General features: G+C 56.8%; 24 protein-coding genes. 11 read left to right on the forward strand and 13 right to left on the reverse strand.

Features of this window, described 5'->3' with window-relative positions; all coding sequences use genetic code 11:
• Positions 1–50 precede the first annotated feature (50 nt).
• From ACR0KG_RS09805 to ACR0KG_RS09820, 4 genes are all read right to left on the reverse strand, one after another.
• On the reverse strand, positions 51–1,583 hold the full coding sequence (locus ACR0KG_RS09805; RefSeq protein ID WP_480827149.1) for a sulfatase-like hydrolase/transferase: 1,533 nt from the start codon (positions 1,581–1,583) through the stop codon (positions 51–53).
• Between the two features lie 72 nt (positions 1,584–1,655).
• On the reverse strand, positions 1,656–3,491 hold the full coding sequence (locus ACR0KG_RS09810; protein WP_480544094.1) for a carbamoyltransferase family protein: 1,836 nt from the start codon (positions 3,489–3,491) through the stop codon (positions 1,656–1,658).
• A 4-nt stretch (positions 3,492–3,495) separates the two neighbouring features.
• The gene (locus ACR0KG_RS09815) at positions 3,496–3,645 is read right to left on the reverse strand and encodes a DUF5989 family protein (RefSeq protein WP_353011336.1); all 150 of its coding nucleotides are present in this window, start codon (positions 3,643–3,645) and stop codon (positions 3,496–3,498) included.
• A gap of 17 nt (positions 3,646–3,662) precedes the next feature.
• A complete protein-coding gene (locus ACR0KG_RS09820; RefSeq protein ID WP_353011338.1) occupies positions 3,663–4,067 on the reverse strand; it encodes an SxtJ family membrane protein in 405 nt (134 codons plus the stop codon).
• A 206-nt stretch (positions 4,068–4,273) separates the two neighbouring features.
• Between ACR0KG_RS09820 and ACR0KG_RS09825 the strand changes: the two genes are divergently transcribed.
• The 4 genes from ACR0KG_RS09825 to ACR0KG_RS09840 are packed head-to-tail and all read left to right on the forward strand — an operon-like array spanning position 4,274 to position 8,190.
• Positions 4,274–5,398, forward strand: a complete 1,125-nt coding sequence (locus tag ACR0KG_RS09825) for an ABC transporter permease (RefSeq protein WP_480827150.1) — start codon at positions 4,274–4,276, stop codon at positions 5,396–5,398.
• A 1-nt stretch (position 5,399) separates the two neighbouring features.
• Positions 5,400–6,215 carry an ABC transporter ATP-binding protein gene (locus ACR0KG_RS09830; protein ID WP_480544096.1) on the forward strand — a complete coding sequence of 272 codons (816 nt, stop codon included), beginning with the start codon at positions 5,400–5,402 and terminating at the stop codon, positions 6,213–6,215.
• 5 nt (positions 6,216–6,220) lie between these two features.
• Positions 6,221–7,537: an MlaD family protein gene (locus tag ACR0KG_RS09835; protein ID WP_480827151.1), complete on the forward strand. Its 1,317-nt coding sequence runs from the start codon at positions 6,221–6,223 to the stop codon at positions 7,535–7,537.
• The gene (locus ACR0KG_RS09840; RefSeq protein ID WP_480827152.1) at positions 7,534–8,190 is read left to right on the forward strand and encodes an ABC-type transport auxiliary lipoprotein family protein; all 657 of its coding nucleotides are present in this window, start codon (positions 7,534–7,536) and stop codon (positions 8,188–8,190) included. Before ACR0KG_RS09835 ends, ACR0KG_RS09840 begins: the two co-directional genes overlap by 4 nt.
• Before the next feature lie 5 nt (positions 8,191–8,195).
• Here ACR0KG_RS09840 and ACR0KG_RS09845 read toward each other — a convergent pair whose 3' ends face one another.
• Positions 8,196–9,776: an FMN-binding glutamate synthase family protein gene (locus ACR0KG_RS09845; protein ID WP_480827153.1), complete on the reverse strand. Its 1,581-nt coding sequence runs from the start codon at positions 9,774–9,776 to the stop codon at positions 8,196–8,198.
• A gap of 235 nt (positions 9,777–10,011) precedes the next feature.
• On the opposite strand from ACR0KG_RS09845, the gene ACR0KG_RS09850 reads away from it, so the two are divergent.
• Both ACR0KG_RS09850 and crcB read left to right on the forward strand, forming a co-directional pair.
• Positions 10,012–10,383 (forward strand): FluC/FEX family fluoride channel, encoded by a 372-nt coding sequence (locus ACR0KG_RS09850; RefSeq protein WP_480547938.1) that lies wholly within the window; start codon positions 10,012–10,014, stop codon positions 10,381–10,383.
• Positions 10,376–10,738, forward strand: coding sequence for a fluoride efflux transporter CrcB (gene crcB / locus ACR0KG_RS09855; RefSeq protein WP_480547937.1), 363 nt, complete (start codon positions 10,376–10,378; stop codon positions 10,736–10,738). The genes ACR0KG_RS09850 and crcB overlap by 8 nt, the downstream gene beginning before the upstream one ends.
• An 18-nt stretch (positions 10,739–10,756) precedes the next feature.
• Here the strand turns inward: crcB and ACR0KG_RS09860 are convergent, their stop codons facing one another.
• From ACR0KG_RS09860 to ACR0KG_RS09875, 4 genes are read right to left on the reverse strand one after another with little or no spacing between them, the layout of a single operon-like run.
• On the reverse strand, positions 10,757–11,083 hold the full coding sequence (locus tag ACR0KG_RS09860) for a cytochrome o ubiquinol oxidase subunit IV (protein WP_353011352.1): 327 nt from the start codon (positions 11,081–11,083) through the stop codon (positions 10,757–10,759).
• Positions 11,076–11,708 carry a cytochrome c oxidase subunit 3 gene (locus tag ACR0KG_RS09865; RefSeq protein ID WP_480547936.1) on the reverse strand — a complete coding sequence of 211 codons (633 nt, stop codon included), beginning with the start codon at positions 11,706–11,708 and terminating at the stop codon, positions 11,076–11,078. Before ACR0KG_RS09865 ends, ACR0KG_RS09860 begins: the two co-directional genes overlap by 8 nt.
• Positions 11,705–13,792: a cbb3-type cytochrome c oxidase subunit I gene (locus ACR0KG_RS09870; protein WP_480827154.1), complete on the reverse strand. Its 2,088-nt coding sequence runs from the start codon at positions 13,790–13,792 to the stop codon at positions 11,705–11,707. The genes ACR0KG_RS09865 and ACR0KG_RS09870 overlap by 4 nt, the downstream gene beginning before the upstream one ends.
• Complete coding sequence (locus ACR0KG_RS09875) at positions 13,789–14,751, reverse strand: cytochrome ubiquinol oxidase subunit II (RefSeq protein ID WP_480827155.1); 963 nt, start codon at positions 14,749–14,751, stop codon at positions 13,789–13,791. The genes ACR0KG_RS09870 and ACR0KG_RS09875 overlap by 4 nt, the downstream gene beginning before the upstream one ends.
• Before the next feature lie 189 nt (positions 14,752–14,940).
• Here ACR0KG_RS09875 and ACR0KG_RS09880 point away from each other — a divergent pair, with 189 nt between their 5' ends.
• From ACR0KG_RS09880 to ACR0KG_RS09900, 5 genes are all read left to right on the forward strand, one after another.
• Positions 14,941–16,170, forward strand: a complete 1,230-nt coding sequence (locus ACR0KG_RS09880; protein ID WP_480827156.1) for a lytic murein transglycosylase — start codon at positions 14,941–14,943, stop codon at positions 16,168–16,170.
• A gap of 211 nt (positions 16,171–16,381) precedes the next feature.
• Positions 16,382–17,275, forward strand: a complete 894-nt coding sequence (gene galU / locus ACR0KG_RS09885; protein WP_480827157.1) for a UTP--glucose-1-phosphate uridylyltransferase GalU — start codon at positions 16,382–16,384, stop codon at positions 17,273–17,275.
• Between the two features lie 72 nt (positions 17,276–17,347).
• The gene (locus ACR0KG_RS09890) at positions 17,348–18,784 is read left to right on the forward strand and encodes a mannose-1-phosphate guanylyltransferase/mannose-6-phosphate isomerase (RefSeq protein ID WP_480827158.1); all 1,437 of its coding nucleotides are present in this window, start codon (positions 17,348–17,350) and stop codon (positions 18,782–18,784) included.
• A gap of 204 nt (positions 18,785–18,988) precedes the next feature.
• On the forward strand, positions 18,989–20,068 hold the full coding sequence (locus ACR0KG_RS09895) for a DUF2793 domain-containing protein (RefSeq protein WP_480827159.1): 1,080 nt from the start codon (positions 18,989–18,991) through the stop codon (positions 20,066–20,068).
• A gap of 497 nt (positions 20,069–20,565) precedes the next feature.
• Positions 20,566–21,870: a UDP-glucose dehydrogenase family protein gene (locus ACR0KG_RS09900; protein ID WP_480827160.1), complete on the forward strand. Its 1,305-nt coding sequence runs from the start codon at positions 20,566–20,568 to the stop codon at positions 21,868–21,870.
• A gap of 18 nt (positions 21,871–21,888) precedes the next feature.
• On the opposite strand, the gene ACR0KG_RS09905 is transcribed toward ACR0KG_RS09900, so the two are convergent.
• The 4 genes from ACR0KG_RS09905 to ACR0KG_RS09920 form a co-directional block, all read right to left on the reverse strand.
• On the reverse strand, positions 21,889–22,758 hold the full coding sequence (locus ACR0KG_RS09905; protein WP_480827161.1) for a phytanoyl-CoA dioxygenase family protein: 870 nt from the start codon (positions 22,756–22,758) through the stop codon (positions 21,889–21,891).
• Positions 22,759–22,965: 207 nt separating this feature from the next.
• The gene (locus ACR0KG_RS09910) at positions 22,966–24,045 is read right to left on the reverse strand and encodes a helix-turn-helix domain-containing protein (RefSeq protein ID WP_480827162.1); all 1,080 of its coding nucleotides are present in this window, start codon (positions 24,043–24,045) and stop codon (positions 22,966–22,968) included.
• A 45-nt stretch (positions 24,046–24,090) separates the two neighbouring features.
• Complete coding sequence (locus ACR0KG_RS09915) at positions 24,091–24,837, reverse strand: anti-sigma factor family protein (RefSeq protein ID WP_480827163.1); 747 nt, start codon at positions 24,835–24,837, stop codon at positions 24,091–24,093.
• Positions 24,834–25,400: an RNA polymerase sigma factor gene (locus ACR0KG_RS09920; RefSeq protein WP_480544112.1), complete on the reverse strand. Its 567-nt coding sequence runs from the start codon at positions 25,398–25,400 to the stop codon at positions 24,834–24,836. Before ACR0KG_RS09920 ends, ACR0KG_RS09915 begins: the two co-directional genes overlap by 4 nt.
• Positions 25,401–25,417: the final 17 nt, after the last annotated feature.

Here is a 25,417-nt window from a genome sequence, read left to right on the forward strand (position 1 = left end):
CCTCCCCTATTCTACCCGTAGCACCTGACGACCAGCAGGTGTAGAGGGGATCAATGCCGCATGCGCATCTTGGGCCCATCGGGCGTATTGGAATGCAGTGACAGTGTGTGGTCCATGTTCCGCATTCGATGGCGCAACATCTGCCTACACAGGCGCGCAAGGTCAGCCGCAAAGGTGGGATTTTCTGCGACGTTCTCGAATTCACCTTTCCCTTGATGATCGAACAAAAGCGGCGGCAAATCGGCGGCAAATTCAACCAGGGTGAAGCGGTCATCGCGCAGGATACCCAGACAGGACTCGCTGTTTTTGGTGCCAAGACGTTGTTGCCATAGGGTCGGGTTTTCCGGCTCAGCAAAATCCAGTTCGCTGAAAGAGTAACCCCTCCAATCTTTGGGCACTTCGCCCTGCAACAGGGGGATCAGAGACCGGCCATCCATCTCATTTGGGATCGACTGCCCAGCCCAATGCAGGATCGTCGGAGCGATATCGATGGATTCCGTCGGCACGGTGATTTCGGCCCCGGCCTGCGCTTTATTGCCGGGCACCCGGATCATCAGCGGCGTATGATAAGCCGCATCATAGACAGTCATCTTGCCCCAACTGTGACGGTCGCCCAGCATTTCGCCGTGATCGGCGGTGACAACGATCAGAGTGTCGTCATACTGCCCGCTGTCTTTCAGAAACTGAACGACGCGGCCGATGTGATGGTCGACCTCGGTCGCCAACCCAAAATAGATCGAGCGCAGGATCTGAATATTCTCGTCTGTCGACTCGACCTCATCGAAACCGTGAACAAAATCAACTGCTTTGTAGAGGTCGAGATTCGGATCAAAAAACGGGTGCTGCGCTTTTTCGGCCTCGGGTGTCCCCAATCGCCGCGGCAAAGGCAAAGTGACGGGGTCATACATCCGATTGTAGGGTGCCGGTGCAACAAGCGGTGGATGCGGGCGGATATAGGTTAGATGCGCAAACCAGTTCTGATCTTGGTAAGGCGCGATGCCGTCGAGAAACGCGTCGGTCAGAAAGGCGGTGTCGCTGTCCTCAGCGCGATAGAGCGCTGGGTCGTTCAGCTTTGGCGCCTCCCCAGAGGGTGAAACCGGTTTATAGACATCCATATAGGTGTCGAACGCATAGCCCTGTTTCATCAGATGCGCCCGCCAAGGATAGGATTCCTCCAGCCGCATCTCGATGACCTCAAGAAATCCATCCATTGATTGCTCATAGGATGTTAGCACGGGGTCATTCAAATCGTGAACACGCGGGTCTGCCGAGGTGTCGGTGTAGCCAAACAGCATTGGCATATAACCTGCTTTGCGCATCTCGGAGGCGATATTGGGAATGTCATGGCGCAACGGCGTGCCATTGCGGACGGATCGGTGGTTCATCGCATATTGGCCGGTCAGCAATGAAGCGCGCGAAGGACCGCAGGGATTTGTCACAGAGTAGTGACGTTTGAACGAGACAGATTCGTTCATGAACGCGCACAGATGCGGTAGATCAACATGATCTGCCAACGCGCCGAACAAGCAATCTGCCCGTAGCTGATCGATGATAATGAACAGAACTTTTCCGGCCTGGCCCATGTCGCGCACTCCGAATCCGCACCCGAGTTTCAGGTGCGGACTGTGTCGCGGAACGGCTACCCTCGCAAGGGTTTAGTCCAGTTCGTACTTGGTCTCGTAGTTTTCCTTGAGCGCGGGGTCCTGATCTTCTTTGCGCAACAGGCAGTTGCCGATCGACAGGACCTCGATATCGGTGCCCATGAAACAGCGGAACGCATCCGTGGGCGTGCAGACAATTGGCTCACCCCGCACGTTGAACGAGGTGTTCACCACCAGCGAGCATCCGGTCAGGTCTTTGAACTTCGAGATCAGCGCGTGATAGGCCGGGTTCGTGTCTTCATGCACTGTTTGGATACGGGCAGAATAGTCCACGTGCGTCACAGCCGGAATATCCGACCGTTTGACGTTCAGCTTGTCGATGCCAAACAGGGCATTTTCCTCATCCGTCATCTTGCGGCGGATTTTGTCCTGAACATCGGCCACGATCAGCATATAGGGGCTGTCGCCATCCAGCTCGAACCAGTCGGCTACGTCTTCGCGCAGAACAGATGGTGCAAATGGGCGGAAGCTTTCGCGGTATTTGACCTTCAGGTTCAAGGTCTTCTGCATCGACTCGGATCGTGGATCGCCTAGGATTGAGCGCGCGCCCAAGGCGCGTGGTCCAAACTCCATCCGGCCTTGGAACCAACCAACAGCCTTACCGTCCGCCAATGCCTGCGCGGTTTGGTTAACCAACTCACCGTTTTCGTAAGTGGTGAATTTGGCTCCGACACGGGTCAGTTCATCGGCGATTGCGCCATCTTCGTAACGCGGGCCAAGATATGACCCCTGCATCTGATCGCCAGGGGTGACCTGACGCGGATTGCCCAGCTCCTGGTGCCAGGCGGCATAGGCCGCCCCCAGTGCCCCGCCTGCATCACCGGCAGCAGGCTGCACCCAGACATTGTCAAACGCACCATCGCGCAGGATTTTGCCATTGGCCACGCAGTTCAGTGCTACGCCGCCCGCCATGCACAGATTACGGATGCCGTGTTCTTGCGCCAGATTGCGGGTGATGCGCAGCATGATTTCTTCGGTCACGGCCTGCACGGATGCGGCGATGTCCATATGGAACTGTGTCAGCTGATCGGTTTCAGGTTTGCGCACGGGATGGCCGAACAGGTCCTCCAGCGCTTTGTTGGTCATGGTCAGACCGGCTGTATAGTTGAAGTATTTCTGATTGAGGCGGAATGAGCCGTCCTCTTTCAGGTCGACCAGATGTTCAAGGATCAGGTCCTTAAATTGCGGCACGCCATAAGGTGCCAAACCCATGACCTTGTATTCACCGGAATTCACCTTGAAGCCGGTGTAGTAGGTGAAAGCAGAATAAAGCAGCCCCAGCGAGTGTGGGAAGTGCAGCTCTTTCACCATCGTCAGTTCGTTGCCGCGCCCAATCCCGACGGTTGTGGTGGCCCATTCGCCAACACCGTCTACGGTTAGAACAATCGCTTCGTCGAAGGGCGAGGGATAATAAGCGCTGGCGGCATGGCTGACGTGGTGTTCCGAAAACAAAATCTTGTCGACGGTGAAATCGGGATCAATCCTACGAAGCTGTTTGTTCAGCAAATCCTTCAGAAACAGCTTTTCCCGCAGCCAGACCGGCATCGCCATTCGGAACGAGTTGAAACCGCGTGGAGCAACGGCGATGTAGGTTTCGATCAGGCGTTCGAATTTTAGAAACGGTTTGTCATAGAAGACAACATTGTCCACGTCCGCCAGGGTGATCCCTGATTCGGCCAGTACGTATTCAATCGCCTTTTCCGGGAATCCAGGGTCATGTTTCTTGCGGGTAAAGCGTTCTTCCTGCGCGGCGGCAATGATCTTGCCGTCGCACAGCAGTGCTGCTGCGCTGTCATGATACAGCGCGGAAATGCCCAAAATGTAGGTCATGTGATCAGAACAGCGTATAGATGAACGGCGCGATTGCCGAACCTTGGCTGAGAACGATCAGGCCACCGAAGATGCCCAGCACCACAAGGATGGGCAGTAGCCAGAACTTTTTTCTGACCCTCATAAATGACCAGAGCTCGGAAACGAATGTCACGTCTGGTACTCCCTTCTTTAAAACTGTTGTTTCATGCTGCCGGGCTGATCCTTGCGAACAACCCAATAGCTTTCTGCGGAACTGTCTAATTTCTCAGACAAAAGGTCTTTTCCCAACAGGCGCGCCACCAGTCCGAAGGGCACGAATGTCGTGATGAAAACCAGAAACATGACGATGGGTGCTACGATGGCCCCCAGCAACATTCCAAATTTGAACCAAAGCCGATTGGGCTTGGTCAGAACCTGCGGCGCAAGGAAGGTTACCGCAAGAATGGCCCCCGCGATTGCCAGGGGTATCCACCGCACAGAACCGCCGCCCCAAAGGGGCCAGAGTGCGATGATCAGAAAGACTGCCGTGAAGACAAAACCGAACCCTCGTTCAGACCCGATTTCGACATCAACATTGGCTTGATGGTCAGACATGAAACACAACCGAATAACAACAAACAATTACGTCCATAAAGATACCATTACCTTTGGTTGAAACAAGTGAATTAGGTCACTCACCTTCGGGAAATTCGCCCATTGGCGCTAACCAGTGTCACACGGGTGCCATTCCGACCGGTCAAATCAGGGCGCAAATACACAAACCCGTTGCAGCCGATCTTCTTTTTCCGTCACATGCAGGCATGACTCCGCCTCAGATATCGTCTTCGCAGGAAAGCGACCGTACGGTTGTGCATATCTCGGGCGCATTGCTCACGCAGTCAGTGGAACACGTTGAGCGCGGCTTTAGCGCCATTCAGCCCGTTGGCGGCGATGTGACGTTCGACCTGACCGAGATGGAAGCGCTGGATACCAGCGGCGCGTGGCTCGTGGCAGACTTGTCACAGCGGTTCACCGCTCAGGGCGCGCAGCTCCAGTTTCTGGGCCTTAAGCCTGCGCATGCCGCCTTGATTGATACTGTGTCGCATAGCATCCCCGAACAGCCCGGTCGGCTGGACCCGCCCAGAACCTTTGCAGATTGGGTCGAAAGTGTGGGTCGCGGCACATTCGGGGCGTGGCAGGACACAATGTCGATCCTTGGGTTCCTAGGGCTGACCCTGCACCGTCTGGCCCGAACCGTCGTTATGCCCTGGAGGCTGCGCCGCGCCGCGCTTGTGACGCATATGGAGGAAACCGGTTTCAAGGCGCTCCCGATTGTGGCGCTGATGGGTTTTCTGATCGGCGTTGTGTTGGCCTTTCAGGGGGCCACGCAATTGAAACAGTTCGGGGCTGAGATTTTTGTGGTCGAGTTGATCTCGATCTCGGTCCTGCGCGAACTGGGCATCCTGCTGACTGCCATTATCGTTGCAGGCCGGTCCGGGTCGGCCTTTACCGCGTCGATCGGCTCGATGAAGGTGCAGGAAGAGATCGACGCCATGCGCACCCTTGGCCTGGACCCGATCGAGGTTCTGGTCATTCCGCGCGTTTTGGCCCTGCTGATCATGCTGCCCATTCTGGGCTTTGTGGCCGATATGGCCGGGTTGTTCGGTGGCGCGTTGATGAGCTGGATTGATCTGGGCATCAGCCCGGGCATGTTCCTGACCCGCCTGAACGAAAGCACCAGCGTCTGGCAACTGGCCATCGGCCTGATCAAGGCGCCGTTCTTTGCTCTGGTCATTGGTGTGATAGCCTGTTGGCAAGCCATGCAGGTCAAGGGATCGGCCCAAAGTGTCGGGCAGCGCACAACCGCCTCGGTGGTTCAATCGATCTTCATGGTGATCGCCATTGACGCCCTGTTCTCGATCTTCTTCTCGCAGATGGGGATCTGAGATGGACGGCACGGTACAGCATCAATCAGCCCCGGCAGACACGCAGCGAGAGGCCGTGATCCGAGTGCGCGGATTGCGCAATCAGTTTGGCCCACAGGTGGTGCATGACGACCTAAACCTCGATGTTTGGCGCGGCGAGGTTCTGGGCATTGTTGGCGGCTCGGGTACCGGCAAATCTGTATTGTTGCGGACTATCGTGGGTCTGAACAAACCGGCTGCTGGCAGTATCGAGGTTCTGGGCGTTGATGTCTTGAACGGCCCTGAACAGGATCGTCGGCGCATCGAACGCCATTGGGGCGTGGCGTTTCAGGATGGGGCGCTGTTTTCATCTCTGACCGTCTTGCAGAACGTGATGGCCCCGTTGCGCGAGCATACGGGGATCAGCGAAAAACTGATGGAGTCGCTGGGTGGCCTCAAGATCAGTCTTGTGGGGTTGCCGCAGTTGAGTTGCGGTAAGTTCCCATCGGAATTGTCAGGGGGCATGCGCAAGCGAGCTGCTTTGGCGCGCGCCTTGGCGCTGGACCCCGAAATTGTGTTTCTGGACGAACCCACGGCCGGATTGGACCCGATCGGGGCCGCCGCCTATGATGATCTGATCCGCGAATTGCAGCAGGCGCTGGGATTGACCGTTTTCATGGTGACCCATGATTTGGACAGTCTTTATGCGATTTGCGACCGGATCGCTGTGCTTGCAGAAAAGCGCGTGCTGGTTGAAGGTCCGATAGAAGAGATGACCAAGGTCGATCATCCTTGGGTGCAGGAGTATTTCACAGGTCCCCGCGCCCGCGCGGCGCAGGATAAAGGGCAGGACAGGTAGAGGCGATGGAAACCCGAGCGAATTACATTCTGATCGGCGCGTTCACTCTCGCGGGGATATTGGGTGCTTTTGGCTTTTTTCTTTGGCTCGCGAAGTTCGAAGTGACCCGCCAGTACGCATATTATGACGTGTTGTTCGACAACGTTTCGGGCCTGTCTGCGGCGGGTGGTGTCAGCTATAATGGCCTTCCGGTCGGGCAAGTGATCTCGTTGAATCTTGATGAAGATGATCCATCGAAAGTTCGGGTCCGGATTGAGGTCGACGCCGACATCCCTGTCACAAAGGAAACCATCGCTCAGCTGCAGTCTCTGGGCGTGACCGGCGTTGGCTACGTGGAATTGACGGGCGGGTCCAGCACGGCTGAGCGGTTACCCAATGACAGTGTGATCAAAAGCAAACGCAGCACCATTCAATCCCTGTTCGAAGGGGCCCCCAAAGTTCTGGACGAGGCCGTCAGCCTGTTGCAGGAGCTGAACTCTATCGTTGATGAGAAGAACCAAAAGGCTGTGTCTGACATTTTGGCCAATCTGGCTTCGGCCACGGGACGACTGGACAAGACACTTTCAGACTTTGAATCCGTCTCAGGCAATATTGGAGAGGCCGCCAAGCAAATCGGTGATTTTACCACAAAGCTGGATCCGCTAATCAGCGCTGCGGAATCCACGTTGCAGACGGGTAGTGAGACGCTGAAATCCGTCAAATCAGCGTCCGACACCGCCAAAGAAGCGCTGGAAGAGGCGAAGGTGACATTGGCAACCACGAACCGGACCATCGAAGAAGATGTGCGCCCATTTATACAGCGCGGGTCGAACCTTGCGGATCATCTGACACGGTTGTCGGAAGAAGCCAGCGTGTCACTGGGCGTGATTACGGAAACGGTTGTGAATGCCAATACGACGTTGGGTTCGATCACCGCAGCGATGGATTCGACCAAAGGGGCTTTGGCCTCGGCCGAGCGCGCCTTTGACTCGGCCAACCGTATTATTGAAACGCAAGTCGGCCCGGTTGCCCAGGATATCAGCCGCGCCGCCAATCAGGTGACCGAAACCGTCTCGCGCATCACCGTCAAGATCGACCAGATTTCGGATGATGTGCTAAGCGCATCGAATTCTGCGAAAGAACTTCTGGGAACCATCGACAGCATCGTTCAGGACAATCGCCGGCAGGTTTCAGATTTCCTGCGGGTCGGGTTGCCGCAGTTCGTTCGGTTTGTTGAAGAATCCCAGCGTCTGGTCATCAGCCTTGACCGCCTTGTCGACAAGGTCGAACGCGACCCGGCACGCTTTTTGCTGGGCACCCAAGCATCGGAGTTCCGTCAATGATCAGGCCTTCCTTTCTTACTCTGATCGCTGTGGCCCTTGGCGGTTGCGCGGGTTTGGGCACGTTGCAGCAAGCCTCGAAACCCAATGACCTGTATCTTTTGACACCCAAAAGTACATTCGCCTCCTCGCTACCGCGTATCCAGATGCAAATCGTGGTGGAAGAACCCACTGCAACCGCTGCCGTGAATACCGACCAGATCGCGGTTCAGCCCACCCCATTGCAGGTTCAGTATCTGCCCCGCGCCCGCTGGGTTGATCGCGCACCGCTGATTGTGCAGGCTCTGTTGGTCGAAAGCTATGAGAACTCAGGCAAGGTGGCCGCAGTCGGGCGGTCGACCGTAGGCCTGCGCGCAGACTATATCATCGTGCCGGATTTGCGTGAGTTTCAGGGCATCGTGACAGCCGAGACCGAGAACTCGAAAACCGTGCGTGTTGACGTTCGGATGAACATCAAGATCGTCGATGCGTTCGAGGACAAGATCATCGCCTCCAGTTCGTTCCAGGAAAACGTGGTTTCAGCCAGCGATCAGACACCGGATCTGGTCAATGCGTTTGACCTTGCCCTGGGTCGAGCAATGCGGGATTCAGTGGAATGGAGCGTGCGTCGGATCAATACGCATGCCAATAGTCAGCCCAGATCGACGATCAATTGATGCCACTAGAAATGCGCGGCTGACGCGCGATCCCATTCTGCTGTGTAGTTGTCCGGCGCTTTGCCAGACAAAATTGCGCCTTCGTCGACGAAAGTGTAGATTTCGGCATAGGAACGCTCAGTCTCATCTGCCATGCGACGGCGGATATCGCCGGGATGCAGATCCGAGACTGTGGCTTTGCCCATTGCGCCCAGCAGTTCCCGGAAGCTTTCGAGTGTGGCATCGTGATACCGGTGCACCCGCTGACGTTTTTGCGGTACGTTGACCGCCCTGCCCCGGATCGGGTCCTGGGTGGCCACGCCTGACGGGCATCGGTTTGTGTTGCAGTGCAAGGCCTGAATACAGCCAACGGCAAACATCATCGCCCGGGCGGCATTGCACATATCCGCACCAAGGGCGAACTTTTCGATCATGTCGTAGCCTGTGGCCACTTTGCCTGCGCAGATGATCCGTATTTTGTCACGTAGCCCAACCCCCAGAAGGCAGTTATTCACGAAGACCACTGCCTCATTTACGGGTAAGCCCAGGCGGTTGGTGAACTCGACCGGGGCGGCGCCGGTGCCGCCTTCGGCGCCATCGATGGTAATGAAGTCGGGTAGAATACCGGTTTCCAGCATTGCTTTGCAGATCGCCATGAATTCGGATGGGTGGCCGATGCACAGTTTGAAGCCAATGGGCTTACCACCTGACATTTCGCGCAAGTGCTGCACAAACTCCATCAGCCCGGTTGGACCGTCGAAAGCCGAATGAATGGGTGGTGAGATCACATCCTGATGCTCTGGCACGCCACGGATTTCGGCGATTTCTTTGTCGACCTTTGCGGCGGGCAAAACGCCGCCATGCGAAGGTTTCGCCCCTTGGGACAGCTTAATCTCAATCGCCTTAACCACATCCTTCTTGGCCTTCTCGGCGAACAGGTCTTTGTCAAAGCCTCCGTCGGGTGTACGACAGCCGAAATAGCCGGTACCGATCTGCCAGATAATATCTCCACCCTCGGCGAGGTGATGTGGGGACAATCCGCCCTCACCTGTGTTATGCGCAAAACCGCCGTCCTTGGCTCCGCCGTTCAGCGCTCGGATTGCATTGGCGCTGAGCGCACCGAAGCTCATGGCCGAAACATTCAAGCGCGATGCGTTATAGGGCTTTTCGCATTGCGGGCCGCCCAGCATCACCCTTTCTTCGCTCTTGTCCACTTCTTTTGGGGCCAGAGAGTGGTTGGAGCGATGATAACCTACGGTCGTGATATCGTATTGAGTGCCAAACGCCTGTGTGTCGACCTGGCCCTTGGCACGGGAATAGACAAGGCTGCGAATGATCCGATTATACGGCCGCCCGCTTTCGTTGGTTTCGACGAAATACTGGCGGATTTCGGGGCTGACAAATTCCAGCATATAGCGAAAATGCCCCAGCACGGGGTAGTTGTTCAGTACGTTGTGCTTAGTGGTCAGCATGTCATACATCCCAACCACGGCGTAAGGGATTAGCAGAACCAGAAGCCAATGCGCGGGAGACCAGAAAAAGCCCCAGACGGCCACCAAAGGCAGACAGACGAAACTCAGAAAGTAATATAGCCTGCGTACAACCATTTCTGATCTCCGTGGGTGAAGTATGTGCCAAAGGTGTTGAAGCCAAAGTGAAACAGCTTGGCCTTTGATTGCAAGCCCTTCGGCCCATTGAAATCAAACCGGACGCGAATGTGAAACCTTGTTAAGGCGTTGATTGATCCCGCGTTTCGCAGGCGGTATTCGGATCATGCCAAAGCAAAAGGCAGCTAACTTGACGAGACCAGACACCAAACGCGGACTACACGAACAAGCCCTGATGTTTTTTTCTGTGTTTGTTGGCGGCGCGCTGGGGTCGTTACTGCGTGAGGCGTTCGCATTCGAGGTCTCTGGCGCGCCTGTGCTGACCGCAACATTTGGCATAAATGTGTTTGCGTGTTTCGTGTTGGGCTGGCTCTACGCGATCCGCCATCGGGTTCATGCCCATGTTCTACATCTGGGCGCGGTAGGGTTTTGTGGTGGCCTTTCGACCTTTTCTTCTTTCGTGGCCGAGCTAGAGCGTTTAGCCGAAACCACGTTTTGGACTGCACCTGCCGCTGCTGGGCTGGAGATTGCATTTGGTCTGGCCGCAGCCTTAGCAGGCGAAGCGCTCGGCCGACGGTTTCATGCAGGAAGGAGCGGTAGTGACTGATCTCTACCTGCACGCAATGTTTGGCCTGGGTGGTGGTCTGGGCGCAGTGTTGCGCCATTGGCTTGCATTGCGGGTTACGCATGCGTTGCCACTGTCGACCCTGATGGTGAATGTAATCGGCAGCCTGTTACTGGGCCTCTGGATCGGCTATTTGGGCGGTCCTGTTGAGATGGGGGAAGAGCAGAGGCGCCTGGTTTTTGGCTTTTGTGGTGGGTTCACAACATTCTCAAGCTTTGCCTATCAAACGCTGGAATTGCGCCGCGAACGCACGCTTGCACTGGCGGCTGGCAATATCATGGTCAGTCTTGTTCTGTGCTGGGGTGCTTTGTGGCTGGGGTTGGAGCTGATCCGATAGCCGAACGGGCCACGTTTCCTACATCGGATGCATGTGCATGCGAACCGCGAGGTTGCCCAAAATCCAGACCGTGCCGAGGATGATGATCAATAAGACAAGAGTTGAGAACAGGATCAGGTCCAAATCCTCTCGGCTGCTGCGTCTGCGGTCGATATGTAAGAAATAGACCAGTTGAAAGATCAGCTGAGCGAGCCCAAGCAGGCCAATGGTTAGATAAACACCGGTTGTTTCTATCCCCCAGCGATAGGCCACTCCGAACATCGCGAAAGTCAGCAGTAACGAACCGCCATAGCCGATCACGTAACGCCGCCGCTCGCGCCGGTGCATTTCAGAGCGTTTATCCATAGGTTAGCCCTCCGAAATAGACGATCGTGATGATGCCGATCCAGATCAGGTCAAGGAAGTGCCAGAACAGCGCCAGCCTGACCACACGTGATTTGACGACATCGGTCATGCCCATAACCCGCAGTTGGATACCCAGCACAATCAACCACACGCATCCCGCAGCAACATGTAGACCGTGTAGCGGCACAAGGCCGTAGAAGGCCGAGAGGAACCCGCTGCGCTGCGGGATGCCGCCCTTTTCGGCCATGGCCATGAAGTCTCGGATCTCCAATACAAGGAAACTGATCCCCAGCAAGAGAGTCACCCCAAACCAAAGGATGATCCGTGGTCGCGGCAGATTGTATTTCAGGGCCAGCATCGCCAATCCAACGGTCAGGCTGCTGGTCAGCAGGATCATGGTTTGCGCAAAGATGCTGGTCAGGTCGAACAGCGCATGTGGCCCTGGCCCGCCGGCCTGAGCGTCGATCATGGTGATATAGATGGCGAACATCAGGCCGAAATAGACCAGATCGCTCATCAAAAAGACCCAGAAGCCGAAAGTTACGACCTCAGAAGCCTTATGGGCGCTGGCATGGCGGTCACCGAGATTGATGCCCGGATAGCTGTGGGTTGGTGCGCGTTTCATGTCACCACCTCCATGTCTGGGCGCGCGAGGCCGCGGTTTTCCGGGGCTGTCTCATGTTCGCGGTCCACGGCGGATTCGCTACGTACCAATGCCAGCCAAGCCTCATGATCGCGCTGGACTTCTTCTGCCGGGATGGTGATTTCGGTACTGGTGTCGAAGGTCCAGAGGATGAAGGCCAAGATCATAACAACGGTCATCAGCGCGGCCAGCCACCAGACCCACCAGACCAATGCAAACATCCAGATGCCACTGGCCACACACAGGATAAATCCGATACCGGTGTTGCGTGGCATCTCGATATCCTCATAGGCATCAGGGGCTGGATAAGCCGCGCCGCGTTCCTTGGCGGCGGCGAAGTCGTCGCGGTCAGTGACCTGCGGGATGATGGCGAAGTTATAAGGTGGCGGTGGTGCTGGGATAGACCATTCCAGCGTGCGCGCATCCCATGGATCACCAACGGGAACACGGGTTTTATCGCGGTTGCGGATGCTGACCCATAGCTGCACCAGAACTGAAAACAGCGCCGCCGTGATGACCAACGCACCGATGACGGCGACAATCATGTAGGGGTGAAAGCTCGGGTCCTCCCAGCTGAAGGATCGCCGGGGCATACCCATCAGGCCGACAAAGTAAAGCGGCATGAAAGTCAGCATAAAGCCAACTGTCCAAAGCGCGACTGTTATCCTGCCCCAGCCTTCATGCAAGCGGAACCCGAAGGCTTTGGGGAACCAGTAGTTATAGGCGGCCAGCAGGCCAAACAGGACCCCAGGCAGAAGCACGTTGTGGAAATGCGCCACTAGAAACAGAGTGTTATGCACTTGGTAGTCAATGGTTGGATTGGCTAGGATCACGCCGCTTAGGCCACCGATAACAAACAGCATAAGGAAGGCGAGACCGTACAGCATGGGAACTGAGAAGCGGATGCGTCCCCGCCACAGCGTCGCCATCCAATCATAGACTTTCACGCCCGTCGGGATGGCGATCAGCATTGTTGCGATGCCGAATACAGCATTGATCAGAGCGCTTTGGCCCATGGTGAAAAAGTGATGGAGCCAGACGGTGAAAGACAGCACTGCAATCGACATGGTTGCAATGACCAGCGAGGTGTAGCCGTAAAGCCGTTTGGCCGAGAAGGTCGCGAAGATTTCGGAATAGATGCCATAGGCGGGCAGAACCAGCAGATAGACCTCGGGGTGGCCGAAAAGCCAGAACAGGTTGGCGTAGTTCATCATATTGCCGCCAAGGTCGTTGGTGAAGAAGTGGAAGTCGAGATAGCGATCCGCTGCAAGCAACAGCGCTGCAACGCCCAAGGGCGGCATGGCGAAGACGATCAGGATAGAACTGCAGATGATCGTCCAGCAATACATCGGCAGCCGCATAAAGGTCATACCCGGCGCGCGCAGCTTGTAGATCGTGACGGCGAAGTTAATCCCCGTCAGCGTTGTCCCGATCCCTGAGACAACGATGGCCCAGATCCAGTAGTCCGGCCCCACGCCAGGGTTGAACGCAGCCCCCGTGTAGGGCGGATAGGCCGTCCAGCCCCCAGTCGAGAACTCTCCGACCACCAGCGAGACCATCAGCATCATACCGGACGATACCGTCAGGCCGAGGCTGATCTGGTTCATCACCGGAAAGGCCACATCCCGCGCGCCGATCATCAGCGGAATAACATAGTTGGCGATTCCGAACACAAAAGGTACGGCGACGAAGAAGATCATGATCGTGCCATGGGTGCTGAACAGTTCGGCAAAGTGTTCGGCCTCGAGGAAACCGTCGCCCGGTCCGGCGGCTTGCTGGGCGCGCATAACAACGCCCTCCAGAACGCCCCGCGCGAGCATCACGATGGCGAAGACGATGTACATGATGCCGATTTTCTTGTGATCAGCGCTTGTTAGCCAATCGCGCCACAAGGGCCCCCAAAGCCGAAACCAGGTTAGCAGACCAACCACGGCGACTGCCCCTACGATGACAATACCTGCGGCGGCATTGGCTACAATCTCATTAGCGTTGGGGTCCTGAATCAGGCCGGTGATCGGCAATGCATCCCAGCTTAGGCGACCAAAAAAACCACTTTCTGATGTCATTGGTCGACCTCCTGCCCATATGCAACTGTTCCGGGTTGTTGATCCAGTGGCAGTGCTTTGCCGCCATGGTATCGGTGGAGAATGGTATGGAACAGATCCCCGTCATCCAGTTTGAAATACACGGCACGGTCTGGCATCTCGGGCGTGCCAAGCGCGGCCTGAACCTCATCCCGGTCGGTGCGCATGGCAAGGGTTTTATACGTTTCCGCGTCAAGCACGATACCGCCCTGACGGACCTTGTTGACCCAGGCCTCGAAATCCTCAGGGTCCATCGCAAGCGTTTCGAACTTCTGCTTGGTAAACCCGCGCCCGTTATACTGGGTGTTTTCGCCTTGCATTACCTTGGGTTGGTCCGCAACCAGATGCAGCTTGGTTGTCATGCCTGGCATTGCATAAATCTGCCCCGCCAAAGCTGGGATCATGAAAGATTGCATCACCGTATCGGTGGTCAGTGTCATGGCGATCTGTTGTTTGGTGGGAATGCCAAGCTCTCCGACTGTGGCGATGCCAAGATCGGGATAGATGAACAACCATTTCCAGTCGAGGCCAACAACCTGCACTTGCACGGCAGGCTCGTCACCGAACGGGGCTGAATACGGGTCGAGCCGATACGTGGTTTTCCACAGATAGAAAGACAGGATTGCGACGATGGCCACCGGGACGCCCCACATCAGCATCTCAAGACGGGCGGAAAAATCCCAATCGGGCCTGTACACCGCGTTCCCTCCTTTTCGACGTCGATAGCGCAGCGCGATCAACGGAACCAAAATCAGAACAGGGATAACGGCAATAAGGATCAGCCCTGTCGCCCGCAGCAAATGCGTTTTCTGCACTGCCGCGATAGGGCCCTGAGGGTCCATGAAGCTGTCACTGGCCCCTGCCAATTGCGTCGACGCGACCAGAATTCCGAGGGCTACCAGAACCACATTTGTCGCAAGGGACATTTTGTTCGTGGTCATGCCTGCCCTCTTTTGCTGCTGCATTGGTCACAACTATCGGCAGAGACCGCGCATTTCTCAAGGTTTTTCGACCGCAAGGCGACATGTCGCAGAGGCGATTCAATCCGATGGATTTTGATTCGGGTTTCGGTCATCCTCAGATTCAATGACAACGAATTACCCAAACAGGCTCAGAGCAGGTGATTTCAGATGCGCAGGGTGCTTTTTCTTCTATTTTGCCTAAGTTTGGCCAGCGGCGTGGCCGCACAGGATCGCGCATCAATCGAACGGCAGTTCCAATCCTGGCTAGATCAGACCGTTCGGCCACAGGCTCGCGCTAAGGGTGTGTCGCGCAAAACTATGAACGCGGCCTTTCACGGTGTAACATTGAATTGGGACCTGCCCGATCTTGTCCCGCCAGGAAGCAAAGCAAAGACACCCAAAGCCCAAAGGCAGGCAGAGTTTGGCTCTCCCGGGAGGTACTTTAATGTGGGGTCCGTTCAGGGGGCCACATCCGTGGGTCGGCAAATGGCGCGCCGCCATGCGGCTACCCTGTCTCGTTTCGAGGCGCAAACAGGGGTCCCAGCCCGCATCATCTTGGCGATCTGGGGCCGCGAAAGCGGGTATGGTCAGGTTCCAATTCGGCATGATGCGTTTCAGGTTCTGGCGACCAAAGGGTTCATGAGCACCCGATCTGAGTACTTCACAACCGAGTTGATCGCTGCGCTGCAAATCGCCGAGGCGGGTCATGTGCGCGAAATGAAAAGCTCTTGGGCTGGTGCTTTGGGGCAGCCACAATTTATGCCGACCAACTTCCTGACTTATGCAGCAGATGGAAATGGAGATGGGCGGGCTGATATCTGGGGCTCCGCCGATGACACGATCGCGTCGATTGCCAACTATTTGGACCGGCACGGCTGGGTCGCGGGCCGGGACTGGGGGTTCGAGGTGACGGTGCCAACCTCGCTATCCTGTGCGCTTGAAGGACCAGACCAAGGGCGTCCCATACAGGATTGGGCCGCACTAGGTGTCAGTCGCGTTTCGGGCAAACCCTTCCCGAACCATGAGCTCAAAGGTGAGGGTTATCTGATGATGCCAGCTGGTCGCAACGGTCCAGCGTTTCTTGTGACACCAAATTTCTACGTTCTGAAGGAATACAATAAAAGCGATCTTTATGCCCTGTTTGTGGGCCATGTCGGAGACCGGATTCAGTATGGTGTCGGAGACTTCCAGGGCCGTTGGGGCGCGGTCGGGGGCCTTTATCGATCAGACATCGTAGCAATGCAGCGAGCGCTGGAACAACAGGGGCACGATGTCGGCGGGGCCGACGGGCTGCCGGGGTTCAAAACCCGCCGATCAATCGGGCGATGGCAGGAGGCCACGGGCCAAGACCCTACCTGTTTCCCCGAGAAAACTATGAAATCGCGTCTGAAAAACTGACAGTGATCGGGATTTCGCCCATTCGGTGAACAGTGCGTGACAATTCAGCCAGATAATAGATCGGATTTTGACTCTGCCTCCACAAGATGGCACGATTTGACCTATTAGTACCCGAATTGTTGGGCGTTATTGATTGATCCGGTTTCGCAGCATATGAGGACACACCGGTCAGGCTGCAATCCTCCGGTTAAGTTACGATTTGAGAGGCACCATGACACGCAAGGTCACCAAAGCGATTTTTCCCGTTGCCGGACTGGGCACACGATTCCTGCCTGCGACGAAATCTGTTCCCAAGGAAATCATGACCTTGGTTGACCGGCCCTTGGTGCAATATGCCATCGACGAGGCGCGCGCCGCCGGGATCAAGGAATTCATCTTTGTTACCTCGCGCGGGAAATCTGCGCTTGAGGATTATTTCGATCACAACCTGGTTCTGGAACAAGAGTTGAAGAACAAAGGCAAAGATGAACTTTTAGCAACGCTGAACGCGACCAATATGGAAAGCGGAGCAATTGCCTATATCCGTCAGCACAAGGCGCTGGGACTGGGGCACGCTGTCTGGTGTGCGCGTCGTCTGATCGGAGACGAGCCCTTTGCCGTGATGCTGCCAGACGACGTGATCGCAGCCGACAAACCCTGCCTGCAGCAGATGATCGAAGCTTATGAGGAAACCGGCGGTAACATGGTTGCCGCGATGGAAGTTCCGCAGGAAAAAACAAGTTCCTATGGTGTGCTGGACGTGGGTGACAACGTGGGCACCGTGGTGCGCACGCGTGGTATGGTGGAAAAGCCCAAAGCGGATGAGGCACCCTCTAACCTTGCCGTCATTGGGCGCTATGTTTTGGGTCCGTCGGTGCTTTATAATCTGAACTCGATGAAATCCGGCAGCGGTGGCGAGATTCAGCTGACCGACGCGATCGCCGAAGACATTCGGAACGGTGTCCCGGTATTTGGTTACAAATTCGATGGTCAGCGCTTTGACTGCGGCTCAAAAGCCGGGTTCCTGCAGGCAACTGTAGCCTTTGCACTGGCGCGTGACGATTTGCGCGGCGATCTGAGCCAGTATCTGAATGACATCGTTGCCACGGGAAAAGCGGCTCAGTAGGCGCTGGCCCTTCCCCTTAACGGCGAATAAGGCGATACATTCAGATAGCTGAAGCTCAAAGGCATGCGCATCATGAATACCGTCTATCCCGTCATTCTCTGCGGTGGGTCAGGAACCCGTTTGTGGCCGCTGTCCCGCAAAAGCTATCCCAAGCAGTTTGTGCCTTTGGTGGGTGAGACCAGTTTGCTGCAGGATTGCGCGGTGCGGCTTCGCGGGCCGAAGGCTGCACCCTATGCTAACCCCTTGATACTAACCAATGAAGCCTTCCGCTTTGTGGTGCCTGAACAGTTGATGGGCGTGGGTGTTGATCCTGGCCCGATCCTAATCGAACCCGAAGGGCGCAATACCGCGCCTGCCGTTCTGGCCGCCGCCCTGCAGCTGTCAGACAGTGACCCAGAGGCCATCATGCTAGTGGCCCCGTCTGATCATGTGGTTCCCGACACAACCGCCTTTCACGCAGCAGTTTCACGCGGGATCGAAGCGATTTCTGCACGGAGTGATCTCGTCACGTTTGGCATCACGCCCGACCGACCTGAAACCGGGTATGGCTATTTGAAACTCAGCCAGACGCCAGACGCCTCTGGTGCGGCCATTCCATTGGACCGGTTTGTCGAAAAACCTGATCTGGACCGCGCTGAGGCGATGCTGGCGGATGGCAGCTATCTGTGGAATTCGGGCATCTTCCTGTTTGCCGTGCGAGACATCATCGGGGCCTTCGAACAGCACGCGGCCGAACTGATCGAGCCGGTCCGGCAAGCGGTGGAGCTGGCCCAAAGCGATCTGGGCTTTTTGCGCCTGGATGCCAGCGCCTGGGCCGAGGTCGATGATATCTCGATTGACTATGCGGTGATGGAAAAGGCGGCAAACCTGAGTGTTGTCCCTTATGCCGATGGCTGGTCCGATGTGGGCAGCTGGACCGCCGTGCATGAGCTGAGCGCTCCCGACGCAGGCGGTGTGGCCACGACCGGAGAAGTTACAACCATCGATTGCCAGAACGTTCTGATCCGTTCGGAATCTCCGGCGCAAGAGGTGGTTGCCATGGGTTTGGAAAACATCATCGCAGTCGCCATGCCCGATGCGGTTTTGGTGACAAGCATGGACCGGGCGCAGGATGTCAAACAGGCGGTAAGTGCGCTGAAGGCTAAGGGTGCGCGGCAAGCAGAATCTCTGCCTGTCGACCACCGGCCGTGGGGGTGGTTTGAAAGCCTGGTGATTGATGACCGGTTTCAGGTCAAGCGTATCCATGTAAACCCTGGTGCAGCGCTGAGCCTGCAGTCTCATCACCATCGCTCGGAACATTGGATCGTTGTCAAGGGCACGGCCAAAGTCACGATTGATGATGAGGTTCAGTTGGTCTCGGAAAACCAGTCGGTTTATATCCCGCTAGGTGCGGTTCACCGGATGGAGAATCCGGGCAAAATGCCCATGGTTTTGATCGAGGTACAGACCGGCAGCTATCTGGGTGAAGATGACATCGTCCGGTACGAAGATATCTACGCGCGCAATTGAACATAGCTCGTTGCACGGGGCGGGGAATCACGCCTGCAACCTCTGTTTTGTGAACGTGCTGCGCCATATCGTACTATTGTCCATGTTTTGGAAACAAAGACCTAACATTGGGTAAATCGGGCGATCTGCCCGGTCAGACGGGATTCATGCGCAATACGGCAGGGTGGCGCGCAACAGAAATGTCTGACCGACAGCCATAGGAGGATGCGCCCCGTGTCACAAAACTCACCCCGATTGAACCTTCCTTTCCTGCAACCCTCTCAGGCGCAGAAACACGTCACCCATAACGAGGCACTGCGCCGTCTGGATCTTGTGGTGCAACTGACTGTCGCCTCGACCGATGCAACCACGCCTCCGGCGGTGCCGGAACAGGGTGAGATACACGCCTTGGGCGCAACCCCAACAGGCGATTGGGCTGGTCACGGCGGAGAGTTAGCAGCCTGGCTGGACAATAGCTGGCATTTCGTCGCGCCAGATACGGGTTGGCGCGCCTGGGACTTGGCGGCTAACCTGCAGAAGGTCTGGGATGGTCAGGCTTGGATCACACCTCCGATCCCGACGCATAATCTGGATGGGGTTGGTGTGGGCACCAGCTCAGATGCTACCAACCGCCTGTCCGTCCGCAGCCCGGCCACATTGCTAAGCCACGATGGTGGTGGTCATCAGTTGAAAATCAATAAATCCGATGCTTCGGACACCGCGTCGCTGCTGTTTCAGTCCAACTGGACCGGCCATGCCGAGATGGGATTGAACGGTAGCACGGGTTTCTCGATCAAGGTTTCCCCGGATGGCGGCAGCTGGACGGATGCGCTGAGCATTGATCCAGCCACCGGTACCGCCACAGGCGCGGCGGTCCAGATCAGTGCGGACGACACAACCGCCGGACGCCTGATGCGCGCCGATTATGGCTATAGTCCGGGCAATTTGTTGGGGACTGTTTCCGAGGTTTCGGGCACCCCGACAGGGGCCGTGATCGAACGGGGCAGCACCGCAAATGACGACTACATCCGCTTTGCAGATGGCACGCAAATCTGTACCGCCGCCTTACCCGCAACGGATTGCACAACTGCCGAAGGTGCGCTGTTTTCAAGTGCCGTTGCCACCTGGGCCTTTCCTGCCACATTCGCAGATACCCCTGCCCTCAGCGGTAGCGGCGGGGCCACAGCGCGCTTTGTCGGGTTTGATGCGCCGTCCGCATCTCAGGTCAGCTACAAGGTGCTGTCGGTCGCCTCTGACGCTTCGACACTATCACCGACGGTTACCGCCATAGGCCGCTGGTTCTGATTGAAGTAGCTCGCGCGCAGGCCAGATAAGCAAGCGCAAACGCCAGTGTATTGGCCCGTCTAAGATCAAACGGACAAGGCACCGCTGCCGGGCTGCGCCTTGTCCGGTAGCCGTAGCAGATCGATTCGCTGCAGGTCAGCAATGTCCGCCAGATTGCGATAATGCATGCGGAGATTTGGGTTTGTTTCGCGTGCTTCCCAAGATATCTAGCGCAAGCGGTTCGTGCCAAACGAAGGCGCGCGCTGCTTGAAACCATGAACTCATGCTTCTGATCCAATAGGAATTCGGCCAGATTGGCCCCACTCTTTCCATGTTTCCGCTCATCAGCGCGGACTGTTGGGTGTGGCCTACGGGGTCGCATCGTCTGATTCCGTCTCAAAAATCAGCAAGAAACTGTGTAATGCAGGGGCAGTCCTGAGTCAGGCATTGAATCCCTTCGCAGTTTCTTTGATTGTATGCGCGCCGCAGGCGGTAATTGGTGAGAAGGATTTTTTAGAATGCGTATTGCGATGATCGGCACTGGCTATGTGGGCCTGGTGTCGGGCGTGTGTTTCTCAGATTTTGGCCATGACGTGATCTGCGTGGATAAGGCCGAAGCAAAGATCGACATGTTAAAGGCTGGCGACGTTCCGATTTATGAGCCGGGCCTTGATGTGCTGATGGCCAAGAACGTGGCCGCTGGGCGACTGAGCTTTACCACCGATCTGGTGGCCGCCGTAGACGGTGCGGATGCCGTGTTCATCGCGGTGGGTACGCCGACGCGGCGTGGCGATGGTCATGCGGATCTGACCTATGTGATGGCCGCAGCGGAAGAGATCGCTCAGGCGGTGACTGGTTACACCGTCGTTGTCACCAAATCGACCGTGCCCGTGGGCACCAATCGCAAAGTGCATTCGGTTGTTTCCGCAGCCAATCCCGATGCGGATTTCGATGTCGCCTCGAACCCGGAATTCCTGCGCGAAGGGGCCGCAATCGACGATTTCATGCGCCCTGACCGCGTCGTGGTTGGCGTTGAAAGTGACCGCGCGGCTGAGGTCATGGCCGAAATTTACCGCCCGCTCTATCTGCGTGACTTCCCGATCCTTACCACCGATCTGGAAAGCGCTGAAATGATCAAATACGCAGCCAACGCGTTTTTGGCGACCAAGATCACTTTCATCAACGAAATCGCAGGATTGTGCGAGCGGGTCGGCGGCGACGTGAAAGAGGTCGCACGCGGCATTGGTCTAGACGGTCGTATCGGCAACAAGTTCCTGCATGCCGGTCCAGGCTACGGTGGGTCGTGCTTTCCCAAAGATACTGCCGCGCTGGCGCGGATCGGGCAAGAGCACGCGTATCCGATGCAGATCACCGAAACCGTCATTCGCGTGAATGACGAGATCAAAAAGCGCATGATCGAAAAAATCCGCGAAGCCTGTAGCGACAGTTTCAACGGTAAAACCGTCGCGATGCTGGGTGTGACGTTCAAGCCTAACACCGATGACATGCGCGATGCGCCATCGCTGACCATCGTCCCTGCCCTGATCGGCGGTGGGGCCAAAGTGCGTGTGGTGGACCCTCAGGGCAAATCCGAAGGTGAAGCGCTGTTGCCCGGCGTTGAATGGTCTGATGATCCCTATGCCGCAGCTAAAGGCGCCGATGTGGTCGTACTGCTGACGGAATGGAATGAATTCCGGGCGCTGAATCTAACGGATCTGGCAGAAGCGATGAACACACCCCGCATGGTCGATTTGCGCAATATCTACACTGAAAGCAAAGCGCTGAAATCTGGCTTTGAGACCTATGTAGGTGTCGGGCGCTAAGCGCCTGACCCTTCTAGCTTACATCTTGGTATAAAGCGGAACGGAGCTGTCCGCCCCTTCGGCCAACGCTTTGCTTTGGTCCAACCGCACTTGTTCGTACAGCGCCAGAGCTTCGGGCGAAAACAGTGCGACTGGGGCCTGGACGGGTACGAAGTTGCTGTGCGCATCCGATCCCCGCGCCAACATGGCATAATCACGATCTGCCACCAGTTGCTGTGCCCCGGGGCTGAGATAGCGGATCGCCAACCCGATCCGCCGATCATTTGATGCGTTCGGGCCAGAGCCATGGATTGTCAGCCCGTGATGCAGTGACATCTGGCCGGGTTTCAGTTCGATATGAGTTTTATCGTCCTCAGAAACGTCGACGGCCACCTCCTGACCGCGCGACAACAGGTTTGTCTCGGAATAGGTGTCGATATGCGGCAGGATCGGGTTCTTGTGGCTTCCACGTACAAAATCCATGCATCCACTTTGAACCGTGGCCGGTGACAGTGCGATCCAGGCCGTCACCTGATCAGGCGTCTCGCCCATGCCCCAATAGGTTAGATCCTGATGCATCCCAACCGTGTGCTGTGTTCGTGGTTCCTTGATAAAAAACTCGGCGGACCAGATCATGATATCTGGACCCAGAACACCTTCGACCGCGTCCAGAATACGCTTGTCTTGAGCGATCCGGGCTGCAAGGGGGATCACCAGATGGGCGTTGACCCGTTTGTAGGTGTTCAGCGGCAATGGCAGGTCTGCCGCCAGCCAGTCTTTTTCGACCTGTTCCAGTTCAGCACGGAACTCCGCAGCTTCGTCTTCGGAAAAGACAGAAAGAGGGAACAGAAATCCATCCTGCCAATACCGGTCAGACTGTTCTTGGGTCAGTTCATGCGCATTTGACATCTAGGCACCTGTCGCTGTGTTTCGAAAGAAGCCACGCTGGGGCATGGCCCGAAACAGTGCTTCTTGACTGTAAGGCTAAGTTTGGTTCGGCCCTTATGCCTAGCGCTTCAGCGACATTATGTTGCCTGTAACAACCACGCGCTTAGAACCGAAACTGTCTTTGTCACGGCGCGCAGTGGCCGCTTTCCGGCAGGAGTGGCTGTTGGATCACAGAGCCGCTGTCCAGACGCGATACCGCCCCTGCCCTGTCACTTCGCGCAGCAAGCCGCGGCGACTGAACCGGTCGATATTGCGTTGTACTGTAGCACGCGACGCTTTTGTGAGTTCCTCGGCCAACGGGGCCGAAACCATAGGCCATGCAGTCAGGACATCAATCAGCAGAGGCGGGGTGCGACCTGATAAACCTTCTGTTGCTTCGCGGGCCCGCACCTCCCATGCATTGACCCGATCAAGATGCAGCAATGCGGCTAGGGCCGCCTGCCCTGCCCCGGTGATCCATGCCGCGAGTTTCTCTTCGGGTTCGCCCATCCCGCGCAGCGCGCCGGGCCCGGATAAGGCCAGCGGCATGAACATGGCCCCGCCACGACCCATTGATGCGGCATGCCGTGCGGCGATAATCGCAGCTTCGGTATCCTGTCCGATCCCGTCCGAGACGGCGCGCCAGGCGTGAAAGGCAATCGCGGCCTGTGTCACCGGATGCAAGCCTTCCACATTGCCCATGACCTCGGCCAAATCGGCCACGGCCTCGGGTACCTCTTCGATCCCCTGGGCCATTCGGTCCAGAAATGCGCCTAACCCGGCCTGCCATCCACCAACCGACGGACCCGCGCCCGAAGTCAGGCGGCGCACGGCCCACCCCGCCCGGTACAGGGCTTGTGCGTCATCGCTGGTCGCCCCAATGCGCAAGCCTGTCCACAGGGCCAGTCGGTCGACACCGATCCGGTCGCCCGTCCACCAGCCCAGATCCGAGACGTCCATCAATGCCAGACGGTGGGTCCACCCATCGGGTCCCGCCCGCAAGCGTTCATCCAGCGCGCCAAAGGTTAGGGCCAGATCGGCCAGCTCAGCGGAGAGTGCCGCCTGCGCCGCCCGCCAGTCGCGCGGGTCGAACAAAACCCGATTGTCCTGCCGGGGGCCGGGCGGCAGAAAATCCTCTGCTGCGTCCTCGTCGTCAGGAGACAGAAACCAAAGGTCATCTTCGTCGGATGGATCAGAGTCATAGATGCTTGGCGGTGTGGCCTCTTCGGCCTCATCCTCGGGCAGCGGTATGACAGACTTGGACTTCATGCCCGTATTCTTTGGACATTTCGGGCGGTTCACAAGTGGATTTTTCTAACCCGTAAATGTCTGGGACAGAGCGTCCAGTTCACCACTCAGATCGGTTTTTGGATTGCTGCCCAAAAGCATGTAGCCAAACCCATCCTGAGCCCATGTTACTGTGGCCAAACCGCTTAGAACCGCCGATTTGGCTGGTTTATTCGGGGCATCAGGTCCTTGACGGATCACGCAAAAGGCCAAGGGTTGCCCTTGTTCATCTGCAAAGACGATCTGGATCAGCGGCTTACCTTTGAACGACAACACCTGCGCCCGCCTCAGCTCAAGCCCCGGCAATGCCTCCAACGCATCTCGGTTCAAGGAACGGCCCAGCTGTTCTTCGGCCATCGCAAACTGCTTGTCCAGTGTTTCGGTCGACGCATCCAGCGGGGCGATTGTGTCTGGCACATAGAGTGACTGATAAATCGCGGCCTGTTGCGCCCAGCCCAAAGGTGCGGGTCGCATGGTCCACCAGGTCGCAGACGCGGCGATAACCGCAACACTGGCTGCTACAGCGGCAAGCCGCATCAAACCTATGCCAGCAGGCCCGGAGGTTTGAGCGGCGAGCTCAGGAAGAACAACTTCGGGCGCTTGCGCGGGAATGGCTTCGAAAACCCCCTGCACCATACTGGCAAACGGGTCCAGCGCCATCACACGCTGTTCAAGCTCTGGGTCCGCCTCGACCGCCTGCTCGATCTGACGGGCCTCGGCCTCTTCCAAATTGCCTTCCAGATACGCCAGAAGCGTCTCGTCGGAAAACGTCATTTGCCACTCCGTTGTGCGGCGTTTGCCGCATCTTGCTGCATTACGGTTTTCAGTTTTTGCCGGGCGCTGGACAGCCGACTCATGATTGTGCCGATGGGAACCTCCAGCAACGCGGCGGCCTCGCGGTAGCTGTAGCCTTCGACAAACACCAGCATGACCGTTTCCCGCTGCGCTTCTGGCAGTTGCATCACTTGGGTAAACACTTCAGTGGCGAAAATATTCGTTTCTGAATCCGGACCTGTTGCAACCAGTTCGGATTCGGGCGTTACCGACAGCGCCTGTGCCTTGCGTACAGCGCGAGATCGGATCTCGTTCAACCAGATTGATCGGCAGATTGTCATTAGCCACGAATCCAGTCGATCGTGCGATGTCACCTGATGATGACGCTCAAGCGCGCGCAGGCATGTGGCTTGAACCAGATCATCGGCCACGTCCGACGCACCCGACAGCGCCAAAGCAAAACGCCAGACGCGTTTGGAATGCGTCTGCACTGCGGTTCTGACCGCCTGTTCCGAGCTTATTTCACCCGCCATCGAATAAAATACGACCTGTGTGTGTTTCATGTTCACGGACCGGGCCC

This window comes from Ruegeria sp. H4 (genome assembly GCF_056533065.1).